Genomic DNA, 15,407 nt, shown 5'->3' on the forward strand with positions numbered 1-15,407 from the left:
GGTTCAGTAAGACGAGCCAGGAGTGTGAAAAATCAAATTCATCTTCGCTATCTGCTAACGACTCTTGAAAACGAGAACTTTTCCCTTGATTCACAAGATCCAACTCGTATTCTAATCGATGAATCATTAAGCCTCGACGAACAAATGATTGATATCCCACGTACTCAAAGTGTTCATGAAATTGAACAATAGATAAACTTTCAATGGTCTGAATGGTTTCCATCCATTGATCAAATGATTGCTTTACGTTGTCATAGACAGATGCCTTTTTCTCACTGATATCGATAATGCCATTGGATAATGAACGTATCAAATCGATATTGGAGAGTTTGGCTAACATTTGGTAATAGAGACCGCTATAGTAATCTCCGGCCAGCACAGTTAATTGCTGACTTTTGGACGAAGCATTTAATTCTTTAATCTGATCATGTGCCGCTAATGCACTATAAATGACTGCAACCGAAATAGCTGATTGTTCCTGCTCATCATTCCAATGCTCTCCATTCAAATATGGCAGAAGCAAAAAAAATAATCGGTCTTCGCGAAGATCCGGTTCGCCCGTATGGATACGAAGAGTCCGATGACGGACAGACATCAATATTTTCGACTTAAATTGTTCGATTGTTTGTTGAATGAATTGTTCGTTCATCGTACGTGCTCCATTTCGCTATATTGCCGGTGTCGTATTTTGTCATTATAGCACAGCAACGCTAGTCCTTCACGTAGACTGGACCTATTTTTTCGTTTCACTGTGAATCGTGCCATGAGTTGTTCGAATTTCTGCTTTCCCACGGATTTTCATCGCTGAAGTATGTTCAGTAAATTGTGCAATCATAACTTCGCCACGATCCAGTTTTTCAGAGTGATGAAATTTTGTGTCTGTGCCTCTAGTAAGTCCGATTACGTGAACACCATCTTCTTCTGCGCGGATTACGATATACTCCGTTTGTGCCATTCAGCATCCTCCTCCATGAACTTTATTGTCTATTTATCATAGCATAACCTAACTTTGTAAGTTTACTTGCTTAATTCATTTGAATGAACGATAAAATCTCACTACGTTTAATATCGTCTTCTTCGTAGACCCCACGTGCAACTGCCGTGACGGTTTTAGCTCCAGGTTTTTTTATACCTCGCATCGTCATGCACATATGTTCAGCCTCGATCACTACATATACACCATAAGGATTTAGCATCTCCATAATCGAATCTGCAATCGTAGACGTAATACGTTCTTGTAATTGCGGACGTCTTGCTGTTGTCTCTACTGCTCTCGCCAATTTGCTTAAGCCTGTAACGACTCCATCTCTCGGAATATAGGCGATATGCGCTTTTCCGTAAAAAGGAACTAAGTGATGTTCACACATCGAATGAAACGGAATGTCTTTTACTAAAACCAGCTCTTCATGGTCTTCATGGAAAACGGTTTTAAAGTATTCTTTAGGGTCTTCCTGCAGCCCTGAAAACATTTCAGCATACATCTTTGCCACACGTTTTGGCGTTTCAAGTAATCCTTCACGTTCTGGGTCTTCGCCTACTGCTTCCAGAATCATTTTCACTGCTTCTTCTATTTTTTGTAAATTTACTTTTGACATGATGGACGCCTCCTGAAATAATCACAACGCAAGCCAGATTGTTTTATGAGTTACTGCACTTTACTAATGCAGACGACACAAATCGAGCTTTAATCCTCAAAGAATAAAATGAAATTGAGGGATATGTAATGAATATAAATAATACTACTGAATCGTAGCATACCATCAAATGTTACGCAAAAACGCTTCATTCGTCTAGATTCTTTTTTAAAAAGAGAAAAGCTCTTATCTGGTGCGACACTGTAAACTAAAAAAAAGCTTCCAAAATATAAGGTGCTAGCGAAAATATATGTTAATTAAAAGTATCGTTTAACTAAACCAAATAAAAAAAGAACGACTTCTGTGAGAATTCACAAAAGCCGTTCTTATGTAGGTTCAGACACGTATTATTTTACCGCGTCCTTAAGCGCTTTACCTGGTTTGAAAGCAGGTACTTTGCTTGCAGCGATTTCGATTTCTTTACCTGTTTGTGGGTTACGACCCTTACGAGCAGCACGTTCACGAACTTCAAAGTTACCAAAACCAATTAGCTGGATTTTTTCACCCTTTGCAAGAACATCTTGAATTGTATCAAATAACGCATCAACTGCTTTAGAAGCATCTTTTTTCGAAAGATCTGCAGCTTCAGCTACAGAGTTCACTAATTCTGTTTTATTCACACCATTCACCTCCTCTCAAAGGGGATGGAACCTCAATCATGTAAAAAGAGTATCATAACCAAAAAGCCTACGCAACAATATTTCCACCACAATTTCCAACTTCATGCAGAAAATGCCCTCATAACAAAAAAGAACGGGACTTTTCGCATAGTAAAATGCGATGCCCCGTTCTTTTTTATAGAATAAAGGTGACGCTCCCGCGATCGCCTTCGTTTACCATTCGTTCAATCGTCTCACGCATGCGTCTCTTCGCATGAGTTGGAACAGCTTCTGTTTTGAATTTCATGCTTTCCTTCAGCATTTCGTGAAGTGGAGTACCGAATAAAGATGTTTGCCATAAGGCATCACGGTTGTGCAGGTAGGCATCTTTTAAATCTTTTAATAACTGTTGACTATGGAATTCCGAGCCAATCAATGGTGAGAACTCTGCATCCATATCTACACGGATAATGTGTAGTGAAGGTGCTTTTGCTTTCATCCGGACACCAAAGAAATTATTTTCTTTAATTAACTCTGGTGCTGAAGGCGTGAAATCTTCCATTGTCGGTAGAGTCACACCATAACCACTTTCTTTTGCCATTTCAATGGCTTCGTGGAACCTTAAATATGATTTTTTTGCATATGATGCTTCTTTTACGTATAAAAGCCAATCTTTTTTCGAGACAATCGGTTCTTCCAGGAAGTCCTGATATACCGATTGAAACGCATCATCTGTTAAATCGATTTGAATGGATGCTTTTCCTTTACCTGCATTCACTTCAATGACTTCAGCGTTTGCAACGTGAGGTTCTTCAGATAAAAATGTAGCCAGATCTTTCACATCTCTGATTTTTGCAACTTGTTGAGACCAAGAATCCAAAGAATTTTGAATCGATTGTTTAAGTGGATGATCACTTTCCAATACATCCATCCATTCCGGTTTCAAAAGTTCAAATGTTGTCACTGGAAACTCATACAGCGCTTCTTTCAATACCCATTGAATCTCTTGGACTGTCATTTGATCCACAGCTGTCGCAATGACCGGCACGTTGTATTTGTCACATAATTCCTGGCGCAATGCATGAGTTTGATCATGAGCCGGGAATCGGGTATTCAGAACAACTACAAAAGGTTTTCCAATCTCTTTTAACTGACCGATAATTTCTTCTTCAACACCCTCGACTGCTGCTCTCGGAATGTCGTTAACCGAACCGTCTGTTGTCATTACAATCCCAATTGTAGAATGGTCACGGATAACTTTATCTGTGCCGATTCTTGCAGCTTCCTGGAACGGGATTGGTTCATGATGCCATGGGGTGTGAACGTACTTCGGACCGTTCTCATCTTCATGGCCTTTTACACCCTCAATAATATATCCTACACAATCCGCCAGGCGAATATGGAATCGGAATGCGTCGTCACCCACTTGAATGCTAGTACCATGAGCTGGCACAAATTTCGGTTCAGCTGTCATAATTACTGCACCAGGAGAGCTCTGAGGTAGTTCATCTTGTGCACGGATTCGGTCCACTTCATCCGTCATATTCGGAATTACTAAACTTTCCATTACCCGCTTTACAAAAGTAGATTTTCCTACTCGTACCGGTCCAACAACACCAATGTATACATCTCCATTTGTCCGTTCGGCTATTTGTTGATAAAGCTCTTCAGCCATATCGTTGCCCCCTTTCCTACGCACTTTATCGTATGCACAAAAAAAACGTTTCATGCATATGCACGAAACGTTTCTCTTTATTTCTTTAAATTCTAGTTCAATAAGTAGCATAAAAATAGCCGAGGAGGTCAATGCGGCGTAGTTTTTGAGCACCGCAGCGTATGTTCTCAATACGTGAGGAGCAAGAAACAAGCCAACGAAGAGATCTGATAGCTATTTTTAGCGGACCTATTTAACTTCCTTTTGTAGAAATTCTGGTTCATTCTTTTCATTGACAGTGTATGGTAGCGAGTAAGCTGGCAAAACAGGGTATTTGTCTACCAATAGATAACGAATATCTTCACCAGGTTTGACATCTGGTTTATCTTCTTGGAGGATGCGATTTAACTCAATCGAGTAATCGATATAAATAGACCCATCTCCCGTTGCAACTAATGGGAGATTTACGTTTGAATATGGACTAGGTACTGTTTGTTCCTCTTTGTAACCCATGATTTTGTAATCCAGTTTATATACATTTTCCGCGACTTGTTCCGCTATAGGCCCATACCCATTTGCGCCAAGTTTAATATTTAATTCTCTTATTTTTTCAGCAGAACGTAAATCAACCAATTTGACCGTTGGATTTTCTTCGACATCCATGATGACATATTGAAACAAACCACCATTTTCGTACGCATTTGGAGGAATTTCACTTAAATAAGCCGGAACAATCTTTTCGAAATCAATCGGATATTTAATGTATTGATCAACATCTTGATCCCTTGTTTTAATAGGCAATAAACCACCTGTAGTCTCTTGGAACTGTTCTACAGCGGCTTGTACTGAAGCCAATTGCTCTTCATTGGGTCTTTGATTTTCTACCCGTTCCGATTCGGGATACATACATCCCGACAACAATATTGCAATGAGGATTAATAGACTTAATTGTGATATTTTCTTCATGATTTTCTTACGAACCCCCTGTTGGACCGCTAAATACTATATATATCATACATAAGAATCCAATGATTAGAAGTACATATGAAACAAGTGCAAATAGAAATTTAATAACACGATTATTGATTTTATTTCGACTGACATAAATTAAGCACATAGAAATCATCATGAAGCCCATTGCAGCAAACGAAATCCACATTTTGTCTAGTGATGACATAAAATTAACCACCTTTCACTATCTCTCAACGAATAAGTATAACACGAAAAAACAAGAGGTACAGACGCTCTACCCCTTGTTTTGTGACGATTTATAGATACTCGTATAAATCTTCCATTTCATGTTTCTTCACGCGATCCATCAACTGATCAACTGCTGATTTTGGATCTACTTGTTCAAATAACACGGCATAAAGAGCACTGGTGATCGGCATGGGAACATCATGGAATTTCGACAACTGGTATGCAGCTTTTGTGGTGCGTACACCTTCAACAACCATTCCCATTTGCTCCAACACTTCATCCAGGTTCATCCCTTTACCCAGCATGCTGCCAGCCCGCCAATTTCGAGAATGAACGCTTGTACAGGTCACAATTAAGTCCCCAATGCCTGTTAAGCCTGAGAACGTTAAGGGATTGGCACCCATTTTTGTTCCTAAGCGGGCAATTTCAGCAAGTCCTCTTGTTATTAGAGCAGCCTTGGCATTATCACCGTATCCCAATCCATCAGTTATTCCTGCAGCCAGTGCAATGATATTTTTCAATGCACCGCCCATTTCTACTCCAATGACATCAGAATTGGTATATACGCGGAAGTATCCATGCATTAACAAATCCTGTACTTTTTCAGCATATTGAATATTTTCGCACGCTGCTGTCACGGTAGTCGGGTGTTTCAAAACTACTTCTTCGGCATGACTCGGACCCGATAGAACTACAATTTCTTCTATCAAGTGAGCGGGCAATTCTTCCCTCATCACTTCAGAAATACGTTTTAATGAGTCTGGTTCAATACCTTTTGACACGTGAACAAAAAGAATAGGTTCCTGTATCCACTCTTTGATATTGCGGCATACTTCACGAATGCCTTTCGTCGGAACAGCCATGACCACTATTTTCCCATGTCTGGCTGCTTCTTCTAGGGATGAAGTAGCTATCAACGAATCTGGTAATACAGTTCCAGGTAGATACTTTTCATTTGTATGTTGCTGATTGATTTCGTTTGCCTGATCTTCACGGTGCGACCATAGCAAACAATCATGACCGTTTTCTGCAAGAACAATACTTAACGCTGTCCCCCAGCTTCCGGCACCTAAAACGACTACTTTTTCCATGTTAGCAACTCTCCTACTGAAACAAATTACGTTCTAGCGCGTGTAATAAGACGAATTGGTGTCCCTTCAAAATCGAAAGATTCACGAATTCTATTTTCAAGGAAGCGTTCATATGAGAAATGCATGATTTCTGGTTCGTTCACAAATACGACAAATGTCGGTGGCTTGATCGCAACTTGTGTAGCGTAATAAATACGCAGACGACGGCCTTTGTCTGTCGGTGCAGGGTTACGCGCAACTGAATCCTCAATTACTTCGTTCAAGACACTAGAAGTAACACGCATTGCATGGTTTTCACTGACACGGTTGATAATTGGTAAAATTGAATGCACACGCTGATTAGTTTTTGCGGATACGAAAATGATTGGTGCATAATCGAGGAATAAGAAATGTTCACGAATCATTTTTGTTGTTTTGTTCATCGTTTTCTCATCTTTTTCAACAGCATCCCATTTATTTACGACGATAATGACTGCTTTACCCGCTTCGTGTGCGTAGCCGGCAATTTTTTTATCTTGTTCCTGAATACCTTCTTCAGCGTTTAATACGACTAAAACAACGTCGGAACGTTCAATTGCACGAAGAGCACGAAGCACACTGTATTTCTCAGTCGTTTCGTAAACTTTCCCTTTTTTACGCATACCAGCTGTATCGATGATGACATATGGCTGGTCTTCATATTCATATTGAGTATCGATTGCGTCGCGTGTAGTACCTGCGATTTCGCTTACGATGACTCGTTCATCCCCAAGGAAGCTGTTCACTAAAGAAGACTTCCCTACATTCGGACGACCGATGAGTGAGAATTTGATGACATTCTCTGGATATTCTTCTTCATCCTGTTCAGGGAAGTTTTTCGCCACTTCATCGAGCAGATCCCCTAATCCAAGACCATGGGAACCAGAGATCGGGAATGGTTCACCGAATCCAAGTGAATAGAAATCATAAATCATGGACCGCATGTCTGGATTATCTATTTTATTGATTGCCAGCACGACTGGTTTTTTTGTTTTATACAATATTTTCGCCACTTGTTCATCAGCAGCAGTTACACCTTCACGACCATTGGTAAGGAAGATGATGACATCTGCTTCCTGGATCGCGATTTCTGCTTGCTGACGGATTTGTTCCAAAAATGGCTCGTCCCCAATTTCGATACCGCCTGTATCGATTAAATTGAATTCATGAGTCAGCCAATCTGCCGAGCTGTATAAACGATCGCGTGTGATTCCTGGGATATCCTCTACGATTGATATACGTTCCCCTACAATCCTGTTAAAGATTGTGGACTTTCCGACATTCGGCCGGCCTACGATAGCTACTACCGGTTTAGACATATATAATTCATCCTTCCAACTTCTTCTCTAAAGTATTATACATGAGAAAAACACAGGTTGCACCCCAATGGTGAAAGCAAGTATATTTCGTATACTGATATCCGGACTATTTCAAGAAAATATCAGTGCACGTAAAGTGTAAAACGCCATGATAGCTCGACTTTATGGAATGTTGAAAAGTCCAAGTTAGTCGGACTTCGACGTTTCATGGTGAAAAACATTGTTCGAACGGCAATGGGCGCAGTATTCCAATTTTTATGCTTTTGTACATTTAATATATCCAACAAAAATAAAAGAGATGCAGACAGTGGAGAATGTCTGCATCTCTTTATTATTTTCGATTGGCATATGTATGAGTATCTATTCCTCGGAGAGTGAGATAGTGATATAAATCACCTGATATGATTAAAGGAGATTGTTGTAACTCCTGAATAGATTCAGCCCCAAGAGAAACCATCAACATCGTTAAATCTTCATTCATTTGCTTAATTTCTTGAATGGTTGCTTCTTCCCCATCCTCAACCAACTTCTTTAATAAGACGCCGGCAAGGCCAACCGAAGAAGCTCCCAGTGCTAAACACTTCACGACATCGAGAGCGTGCTGGACACCTCCCGATGCAATCACGGGTAGCATTGAGGACGTTACTGAAGAGGTTTCTATCAAAGCAGCAGCAGTAGGAATACCCCATTCATTGAAATAGGACAGTTTCCTTTGTCTACGCTCATTTTCAATTGCCGCAAAGTTCGTTCCGCCAAATCCACCTACATCAATCGCAGCTACATTAATTTCCTGAAGTTTAATCGCAGTTTCCCTTGAAATGCCAAAACCAGTTTCTTTAACAATTACCGGCACTGTCAATTCATTTACAATTGATTCAATCCTGGATAAAGCTCCTTTGAAATCTCGATCTCCTTCAGGCATTGTCAATTCCTGGATAACATTCAAATGAATCTGTATTGCATTGGCCTCCAACATATCGACTGCTCGTTTTGCTTGGTCCACGGTAGCCTCACTACCCAAATTGGCAAGTATCACACCATTCGGATTCTCTTTTCTCACAGTCGAGTATGTAGCTATTTCTTCGGGATTTTTAAGAGCCGCCATTTGAGATCCAACGGCCATGGGAATATTCATTTCTTTGGAGATACGGGATAGTTGGCTATTTAACTCAGCCGTTTTAGCTCCTCCGCCACCGGTCATTGCATTAATAAAAAAAGGCGAACCAAAAACAAGTTCGCCCAGTTGAGTCTGCAATGACACACTGTCCCAATTACTGTCAGGCAGTGCTTGATGAACAAAACGAACATCATCTAACCATGTCTCTCTTGATTGTCCTGTAGACAACGCATGCTTTATATGGTCCAATTTTCGTTCAGCTCTAGTCATAAGATTACTCCGTTATTTAAAGTTTTTTAATTTATCACCAATAACATCACTGATCGAGAAACCTTTAGCTTCTTCAGGCATTTCATAATCAGTGCCTGAATAACCATCTTCCTTCTCCAACAAATCTTTAATGCTTAGTGACAATCGTTTATCTTGTTTGTTTACGTCCAATACTTTCACTTGCACTTCTTGGCCCTCTTTTAACACTTCATGAGGAGTGCCGATATGTGAATGGGCAATTTGAGAAATATGAACCAATCCTTCTATTCCAGGGAATACTTCAACAAAAGCACCATATGAAACTAGTCTTTTTACAGTCCCTGTATGAACAGACCCTCTTGGCGCCTTATCTTCGATGCCTTCCCAAGGTCCAGGAAGTGTATCTTTAATGGATAAAGAAATGCGCTCACTGTCCCGGTCAACAGAAAGAACTTTGACTTTTACTTCCTGGCCTTCCTGGATAACGTCAGAAACTTGCTCAACATGTTCATGGGATAATTGTGAAATATGAACAAGTCCATCGACACCACCAAGATCAACAAACGCTCCAAAAGCAGCAATTCTTTGAACGGTACCAGTTAGCTCATCACCTGGATGAATATGATCGAGTACACTTTTTTTATTCGATTGTTTTTGTTCTTCCACCACTGCACGATGGGATAAAATCAAACGATTTTTTTCTTTTTCCATTTCAACGATCTTGAATGTCAGCACTTTGCCTTTGTAATCGTCAAATGATTCCACAAAGTGATCTTCGACCAGTGAAGCGGGAACAAATCCACGTAATCCAAGATCAACAACTAGTCCACCTTTTACTACGTCTTTTACTTCAGCTTCGATAATTTCCCCACTGACGAATTTTTGTTCCAAAGAATCCCAAGCTTCAGCAGCATCAACTTTACGTTTTGATAACACAAAATTGTCATCTTCTACTTTTGTAATAATTAGTTGCAATTCATCTCCAATTGAAACGACGTCAGAAGCTTTTTCAATGTGCAAGCTTGACAGTTCACTAATCGGGATTATTCCATCAAACGGTGCACCCTCAATTGTGACAGTTACTGCCTTTTCTTCAACTTGGGCAACCGTACCTTTCACAAAACTTCCTTCACGGAAATCCTGGTTTTCCTGCAAGTTCATTTCCTCAGACATATAGCATCCTCCTTCACAACGTTCCAATCTTTATTTTATGCGAATTCTTTAATAAAAACAAAAATTTTCACTTTTTCAAAACAAAAATTACATTTATTATACTTTGTTTTCATCCAATAATTTTTGGATACGTTCCATGATGACTGTTGTTACTTCATCTGCAGAAGCTTTTTGATCGCGATAAGGTTGCATGATAATGGGTTCACCGTAAACAACTTTCAAACGTTTAAATGGCTTGTAAGGACCAATGATGGCACAAGGAACTACGTCTGCCTCACCTTTCAGAGCAAAAAAACCGGCACCGGAAAATCCTTTCCCAAGCTCACCATTTTTACTGCGTGTGCCCTCCGGGAATATTCCCATCACGTCCCCGCCTTTTAAAATAGCTAAAGCCCTTCTTAATGCTTCACGGTCACTCAAACCTCGTTTGACAGGAAAAGCGTTCACTTTTGGCAATAATGGTTTCAGGATGGGCATGTTAAATAACTCTTCTTTTGCCATGAAATGTACAGGTCGTGGCGACGTAATACCGACAACAGGCGGATCAAGAGCGTCAATATGATTGGTACATATAAGAATCCCGCCCGTTTTAGGGAAATGTTCCAACCCTTTTATATCAAAACGATAAACCGGATATAAAGCCGTCCACACAAGTGATTTAGCAAATTTGTATAAGTTCACTTAGCTCATCCTCTCTTTAGCTAACTGAATGATCTGTTGTGCAGCTTCCTGAATGTTTAGATGTGTTGTATCCAAATAAATAGCATCTACTGCTTGTACAAGTGGAGAAGCTTCACGTTCGCTATCGAATTTGTCGCGTGCTTCAATTTCTTCTTTCAACTGGTCGACATTGGATTTAATTCCACGTTGCTCATTATCCAATTGACGTCTTTTTGCCCGTTCATCGACAGAAGCAGACATGAAGATTTTCAATTCAGCATCAACGAGTACATGAGTACCAATATCTCGTCCGTCCATCACAACGCCACCATTTTCAGCCATTTTCTGTTGGCGTTTGACCATTTCTTCTCTCAATGCTGCGTGTGCAGAAACAGCAGAAACCAAAGAAGTCACAACATTTGATCGGATCGCGTCCGAAACGTCTTCGCCATCCAGATAGACAAGTTGTCGATTATATGACGGTTTCAAATCAATTTCAGTATCAAGAAGGAGTCCTGTTAATTCTTCTTCACTTTCTAAATCTATGTGATGTTCAATTGCTTTATACGTGATTGCTCGATACATGGCTCCTGTATCAATATATGTATAACCAAGTTCTTCAGCCGCCAATTTTGCAATTGTACTTTTCCCCGCAGCAGCTGGTCCATCAATCGCAATTTGAATATTGTTTTTCATGAAATCCACTCCTAAACTTTCTCACACATATTGTACCACATGGATAAAAAAAAAAGCCCACGAGAATGAGCTTTGTTGCTTGTTGACAAAAGAATATTAATCAATATAAAAGTATAAAAATTCGCATTCTTATCTCTTGACTCTATCGAAATATATTATGATCGGCTATTTCTTTCGCTTTCCGCGGACGAAACGCTAGCCTCCTCGTCTCAGCTGTCTATGACAGCTGACCCTGTGGGGTCTAGCTTGTTTCGTTTTTCCGCAGGAGTCTTCAGAAATAGCCGAACATGTTACTACTAAAATAATATGAAGAGATACGCAAACAGAAGCGAAATCTGTTGGAGTCTGAAAAGCCCACGGGAGTATGCTTTGTTGCTTGTATATTAAAAATCTGCGAAAGGATTTCTAATCAATCTCTCACGAGGGATTTCACATAATGATTAATATAATATCTCGGATTTTAACACTTCATGTGTCTCCGTATCAATCAATATGCGGAATGTGTGACTTTGTGTATCTGTGTCTTTTAGAAGGATTAATTCATAGCAAAGTCTTTGTTGAAGTGTTTCATTTTCCGTATAGGCCAGTCGTTCTTTTTCAATTGTCACCTGTTCAGTGAAATAATCATCCCATTTTATCGGAATTTGTTTTTGGTCAGGCAACGTTTCCTTTTGAATATATTCCATCGTGTTCACACCAAGAATTTCACCATCATCTTTCGCCAATTTCATTTGAATGGCATCAGCATAAATCCGAGCTTTATTTGTTGGATTCAACCTTACAAAAACAACATGCCAGACGAGATGATTTTCACGTGTTTCCACTAGTTCAACATCATCAAATCCAAATGACTTGACAGCTCTCTCAGCTTTTTCTTTGATTTGTTCTGGGGGAATGCGATCTTTTCCAATTGGACGTTCAATTAACAAAGATAGTAAATGTCCACCTTTTTTGGTGTAATCCGTGTAACCAGTTCGAATCCCTTCGTTAAATTGAATATGATAGAAAGGATATGCAGCTCCTTTTTTACTCGACGTGGTCACTAATTTTGCATTTTTAAACTTCGGAAACATTTCTTTCATCGTTTTTTCAACATATTGCTTTGTTACTGGTTTATCCACAATAGACTTTAACTCTTTTTTCTTAAGGTCGTCTGATTCACTTGCAGTTAAAGGGAAGTCACTTTCGGAATAACCTTTTACCGTACTGGATAAAGCTGTCCATTTTTTTGAAGGCTTCTCTGCTTTGACGTCTTTTTGCCACTTTTGGAAAGATTGTTGACTTGCTAGCAATTCCGTTGAGGCATTTTGCCATTCGTAGGAAAACTCATCCAAATTTTTCGCTACATTATTTGTCACTTTTAACCATTGCTCTTCAGGTACTTTATCCTCACTTCTTAGTTTTGCATAATCACCGAGGCGTCCGAGGTAATTCATCCATTCATTTGAAAAATCCCTATCGAGTGGTAGTGAAGCAATGTCGTCTTTTATTTCGGAAGATAGTCTCCAGATATCTTCAAGTGGTTCTGCTTGTGCGGCTTTGTCACTGAAGACGGTTGCACTTTGAATAGATTTTTGCAGCTCACTCATTTTTTCTGAAGCATCCGTCATTCGACTTGTATATTGATTCCGAAGGTTATTTTGCAAATCTTGTTCGTTTTGTTTGGAGTTATATAAAAATACACCCATAACAATCAAGGCAAGAGCTAATATACTTGATAAAATCTTCATGTCTTTCCTCCTCACTCACAGAATATATGTTTTCCTATTGTTTTGATTTGCGGACGAGACCAAATCCAATCACTTGTTGCAGTGTCTGGATTGAAATAATAAAGTGCATTTTCAGTAGGATCCCAACCATTTAATGCATCTAGTACAGCTTCTTTAGCGCGTGCATTTGGAGTCAACCATATTTGACCATCAGCAACTGCGGTAAATGCCCTAGGCTGAAAGATTACCCCACTTACAGTATTTGGAAACTTGGGATCTTCCACACGATTTAAAATTACTGCTGCAACAGCAACTTGCCCCTCGTATGGTTCTCCCCGTGATTCACCATAAACAGCATTGGCCATAAGCTGTAAATCTTGTTCAGAATATTTAGCTGGTAATTGTACCTGCTCAGGTTTTTTAGCTCCTTGATTCGTCCCTTTCTTAACCTGTTGTTCTAAAGGAATGTTGCCGTAGTGAGTAAATTGATTTCCTTTATTTATTTGATCTTTTACATACTTTTTATGATAGGTGGACTCTTTTGCTAGCCTCGATTTGGTTTTTTGCCCTGCCACACCGTCAACTGGCAAGCCAAACTTCTCTTGAAAATTACGTAGTGCCCAGTAAGTACCGTAGCCGAATTTTCCGTCTATCTTATTTTTGTAGAAACCGATATATTGTAATCGTGCTTGCAATTCTAATACATCATCTCCGTAAGCACCCATTTCAATCACTTGATCCGAAAAGGCTTCTGATTGCTGGGGTGCGCTGACCGATAATGTCAGCATACATAAAGTGATAAACCAAATTAACCATTTGTTTTTTCGCATACACATTCTCCTTTTTCTTAGAATGAGGAATCATGCGTTTTTTATACAAAAAAAAACCAATTTATTAAAATTGGTTTCACAAACTTTCACTTATATCTTCTTGTTTATTAAAATGTTGAACCGTTAATAAATGCGCTTTTTTTACTTTTGCTAAACATAACCACCATAAAAACAACATGAACGGAATCATGAAATACATGGAAATCGATTTAATTGATAGTATCCCGTTATAGACCATATGCAAGCACAAAGGTGCCAGCAAAGCGATAAACAAAAGAGGCTTGGAAGATTCACTTAAAGCAAATTTTGCACGTCCCAGATAATATCCCATTACCACTCCAAAAATAGCATGACTTGAAACCGGCAATAACGCTCGCAAAAAAGCGGTATCCAATCCGAAAGTAAATATGTAAAGAATATTTTCAACCGTAGCAAAACCAAGTGATACACTAGCACCGTATAATATCCCGTCATACGGGTCATCAAATTCAACGTGCTGATAAATGGCCATAACCAAAACGAGCCACTTAAAAAACTCCTCTAATAAACTGGTGAATAATACGTTACGTATAAACATTGATTGAAAAATATGTTCAACTTCAAACACATGTTGTATGAAGAGAATAGGAAACGTTAAAATAGCACCATAGATAAATGTATGAAACAATGTACGAGAAGGCTCTGATGAAATTTGGTTACGCAAATAAAAATAACTGAATAACGCAAGCCCTGGAGCGATTGCGACAGATAATAATAGTATCAAGTTGCTCTCGCCTCCCTTTTATTGGTTTAATTATATCATTCTTATGTCAGTTGTTGGATGGATGGAGGTAGTAAGAAATGAAAAAAATAATTGTTATTCATACTGGTGGAACGATTTCCATGCATGTTCAAGATGAATCTGGGGCGGTAGTTCCTGGCGATTCCAATCCGTTAACTGCTGAAATCGATAAATTGAAGGAATATGCCGATATTCATGAAATTGAAGCATTTAATTACCCATCACCACATATGACCCCGACAGAAATGTTAAAACTGAAACAAATTATTGATCTGCAATCGACAGAAAATCATGTAGATGGCTTCGTCATTACACATGGGACAGATACTCTGGAAGAAACAGCTTATTTTCTGGATCTCACTGTAAAAAGCAATATTCCTATTATCTTGACAGGTGCAATGCGTTCTTCAAATGAAATTGGTGCAGATGGCGTTTATAATCTGTTATCAGCAGTACGGGTAGCGATTACTGCAGACGCAATTGGCAAAGGAGTTCTGGTTGTTATGAATGATGAAATCCATACAGCCCAAAACGTAACAAAAACATCAACATATGATTTTGTAAAGATACTTTTATAATCACACAATAGGTCGTTAGTGTTTTTTAAATGAATTCTTTCTTATTTAACTAAAGAAAATTTACAGTTACTTTTACATCATACAGCTCTGTCCGTTCCC

The 15,407-nt window shown here is 39.2% G+C and carries 16 protein-coding genes and 1 pseudogene; 1 reads left to right on the forward strand and 16 read right to left on the reverse strand.

The genetic code is table 11. The features are described 5' to 3' along the window. From AC1DSB_RS05035 to prsW, 16 genes are all read right to left on the reverse strand, one after another. Nucleotides 1-649 (reverse strand): heptaprenyl diphosphate synthase component 1 (locus AC1DSB_RS05035; protein WP_477585975.1); only part of this gene is annotated, 649 nt, incomplete at its 3' end. Nucleotides 650-733: 84 nt separating this feature from the next. Continuing rightward, nucleotides 734-955, reverse strand: a complete 222-nt coding sequence (mtrB, locus tag AC1DSB_RS05040) for a trp RNA-binding attenuation protein MtrB (RefSeq protein ID WP_016427419.1) — start codon at nucleotides 953-955, stop codon at nucleotides 734-736. 70 nt (nucleotides 956-1,025) lie between these two features. Continuing rightward, nucleotides 1,026-1,595 carry a GTP cyclohydrolase I FolE gene (gene folE, locus AC1DSB_RS05045; RefSeq protein ID WP_016427420.1) on the reverse strand — a complete coding sequence of 190 codons (570 nt, stop codon included), beginning with the start codon at nucleotides 1,593-1,595 and terminating at the stop codon, nucleotides 1,026-1,028. A gap of 386 nt (nucleotides 1,596-1,981) precedes the next feature. Then, nucleotides 1,982-2,254 carry an HU family DNA-binding protein gene (locus AC1DSB_RS05050; protein WP_477532494.1) on the reverse strand — a complete coding sequence of 91 codons (273 nt, stop codon included), beginning with the start codon at nucleotides 2,252-2,254 and terminating at the stop codon, nucleotides 1,982-1,984. 175 nt (nucleotides 2,255-2,429) lie between these two features. Further along, nucleotides 2,430-3,908: a stage IV sporulation protein A gene (gene spoIVA / locus AC1DSB_RS05055; RefSeq protein ID WP_342541712.1), complete on the reverse strand. Its 1,479-nt coding sequence runs from the start codon at nucleotides 3,906-3,908 to the stop codon at nucleotides 2,430-2,432. Between the two features lie 228 nt (nucleotides 3,909-4,136). Further along, nucleotides 4,137-4,853: a hypothetical protein gene (locus tag AC1DSB_RS05060; RefSeq protein ID WP_477532493.1), complete on the reverse strand. Its 717-nt coding sequence runs from the start codon at nucleotides 4,851-4,853 to the stop codon at nucleotides 4,137-4,139. Between the two features lie 7 nt (nucleotides 4,854-4,860). Further along, nucleotides 4,861-5,064, reverse strand: a complete 204-nt coding sequence (locus AC1DSB_RS05065; RefSeq protein WP_342541714.1) for a DUF2768 domain-containing protein — start codon at nucleotides 5,062-5,064, stop codon at nucleotides 4,861-4,863. A 91-nt stretch (nucleotides 5,065-5,155) separates the two neighbouring features. Then, complete coding sequence (locus tag AC1DSB_RS05070) at nucleotides 5,156-6,178, reverse strand: NAD(P)H-dependent glycerol-3-phosphate dehydrogenase (protein WP_477532492.1); 1,023 nt, start codon at nucleotides 6,176-6,178, stop codon at nucleotides 5,156-5,158. 26 nt (nucleotides 6,179-6,204) lie between these two features. Continuing rightward, a complete protein-coding gene (gene der, locus AC1DSB_RS05075) occupies nucleotides 6,205-7,515 on the reverse strand; it encodes a ribosome biogenesis GTPase Der (RefSeq protein ID WP_477532491.1) in 1,311 nt (436 codons plus the stop codon). A gap of 331 nt (nucleotides 7,516-7,846) precedes the next feature. Beyond that, nucleotides 7,847-8,902, reverse strand: a complete 1,056-nt coding sequence (gene fni / locus AC1DSB_RS05080) for a type 2 isopentenyl-diphosphate Delta-isomerase (protein ID WP_477532490.1) — start codon at nucleotides 8,900-8,902, stop codon at nucleotides 7,847-7,849. A 12-nt stretch (nucleotides 8,903-8,914) separates the two neighbouring features. Continuing rightward, a complete protein-coding gene (gene rpsA, locus AC1DSB_RS05085) occupies nucleotides 8,915-10,054 on the reverse strand; it encodes a 30S ribosomal protein S1 (protein ID WP_477532489.1) in 1,140 nt (379 codons plus the stop codon). A 96-nt stretch (nucleotides 10,055-10,150) separates the two neighbouring features. Then, nucleotides 10,151-10,735: a lysophospholipid acyltransferase family protein gene (locus AC1DSB_RS05090; protein WP_016427429.1), complete on the reverse strand. Its 585-nt coding sequence runs from the start codon at nucleotides 10,733-10,735 to the stop codon at nucleotides 10,151-10,153. Beyond that, nucleotides 10,736-11,410 carry a (d)CMP kinase gene (gene cmk / locus AC1DSB_RS05095; RefSeq protein ID WP_016427430.1) on the reverse strand — a complete coding sequence of 225 codons (675 nt, stop codon included), beginning with the start codon at nucleotides 11,408-11,410 and terminating at the stop codon, nucleotides 10,736-10,738. It abuts the gene before it with no gap. 440 nt (nucleotides 11,411-11,850) lie between these two features. Then, a complete protein-coding gene (locus AC1DSB_RS05100; protein ID WP_477532942.1) occupies nucleotides 11,851-13,140 on the reverse strand; it encodes a PepSY1/2 domain-containing protein in 1,290 nt (429 codons plus the stop codon). Between the two features lie 11 nt (nucleotides 13,141-13,151). After that, nucleotides 13,152-13,949, reverse strand: a complete 798-nt coding sequence (sleB, locus tag AC1DSB_RS05105; RefSeq protein WP_016427432.1) for a spore cortex-lytic enzyme — start codon at nucleotides 13,947-13,949, stop codon at nucleotides 13,152-13,154. Between the two features lie 76 nt (nucleotides 13,950-14,025). Further along, the gene (prsW, locus tag AC1DSB_RS05110; protein ID WP_016427433.1) at nucleotides 14,026-14,712 is read right to left on the reverse strand and encodes a glutamic-type intramembrane protease PrsW; all 687 of its coding nucleotides are present in this window, start codon (nucleotides 14,710-14,712) and stop codon (nucleotides 14,026-14,028) included. Nucleotides 14,713-14,789: 77 nt separating this feature from the next. Between prsW and AC1DSB_RS05115 the strand changes: the two are divergent. Continuing rightward, a pseudogene (locus tag AC1DSB_RS05115) lies at nucleotides 14,790-15,281 on the forward strand (asparaginase); the annotation flags it as partial. Nucleotides 15,282-15,407 lie beyond the last annotated feature (126 nt).

Source organism: Paenisporosarcina sp. P4_E4_2, from assembly GCF_056401595.1.

Excerpts from the sequence above, each read along its gene's own strand:
- AC1DSB_RS05100 (WP_477532942.1), bottom strand. The coding sequence starts at position 13,140 with ATGAAGATTTTATCAAGTATATTAGCTCTTGCCTTGATTGTTATGGGT.
- sleB (WP_016427432.1), bottom strand. The coding sequence starts at position 13,949 with ATGCGAAAAAACAAATGGTTAATTTGGTTTATCACTTTATGTATGCTG.
- der (WP_477532491.1), bottom strand. The coding sequence starts at position 7,515 with ATGTCTAAACCGGTAGTAGCTATCGTAGGCCGGCCGAATGTCGGAAAG.
- AC1DSB_RS05065 (WP_342541714.1), bottom strand. The coding sequence starts at position 5,064 with ATGTCATCACTAGACAAAATGTGGATTTCGTTTGCTGCAATGGGCTTC.
- folE (WP_016427420.1), bottom strand. The coding sequence starts at position 1,595 with ATGTCAAAAGTAAATTTACAAAAAATAGAAGAAGCAGTGAAAATGATT.
- AC1DSB_RS05060 (WP_477532493.1), bottom strand. The coding sequence starts at position 4,853 with ATGAAGAAAATATCACAATTAAGTCTATTAATCCTCATTGCAATATTG.
- rpsA (WP_477532489.1), bottom strand. The coding sequence starts at position 10,054 with ATGTCTGAGGAAATGAACTTGCAGGAAAACCAGGATTTCCGTGAAGGA.
- spoIVA (WP_342541712.1), bottom strand. The coding sequence starts at position 3,908 with ATGGCTGAAGAGCTTTATCAACAAATAGCCGAACGGACAAATGGAGAT.
- AC1DSB_RS05070 (WP_477532492.1), bottom strand. The coding sequence starts at position 6,178 with ATGGAAAAAGTAGTCGTTTTAGGTGCCGGAAGCTGGGGGACAGCGTTA.
- fni (WP_477532490.1), bottom strand. The coding sequence starts at position 8,902 with ATGACTAGAGCTGAACGAAAATTGGACCATATAAAGCATGCGTTGTCT.
- mtrB (WP_016427419.1), bottom strand. The coding sequence starts at position 955 with ATGGCACAAACGGAGTATATCGTAATCCGCGCAGAAGAAGATGGTGTT.
- cmk (WP_016427430.1), bottom strand. The coding sequence starts at position 11,410 with ATGAAAAACAATATTCAAATTGCGATTGATGGACCAGCTGCTGCGGGG.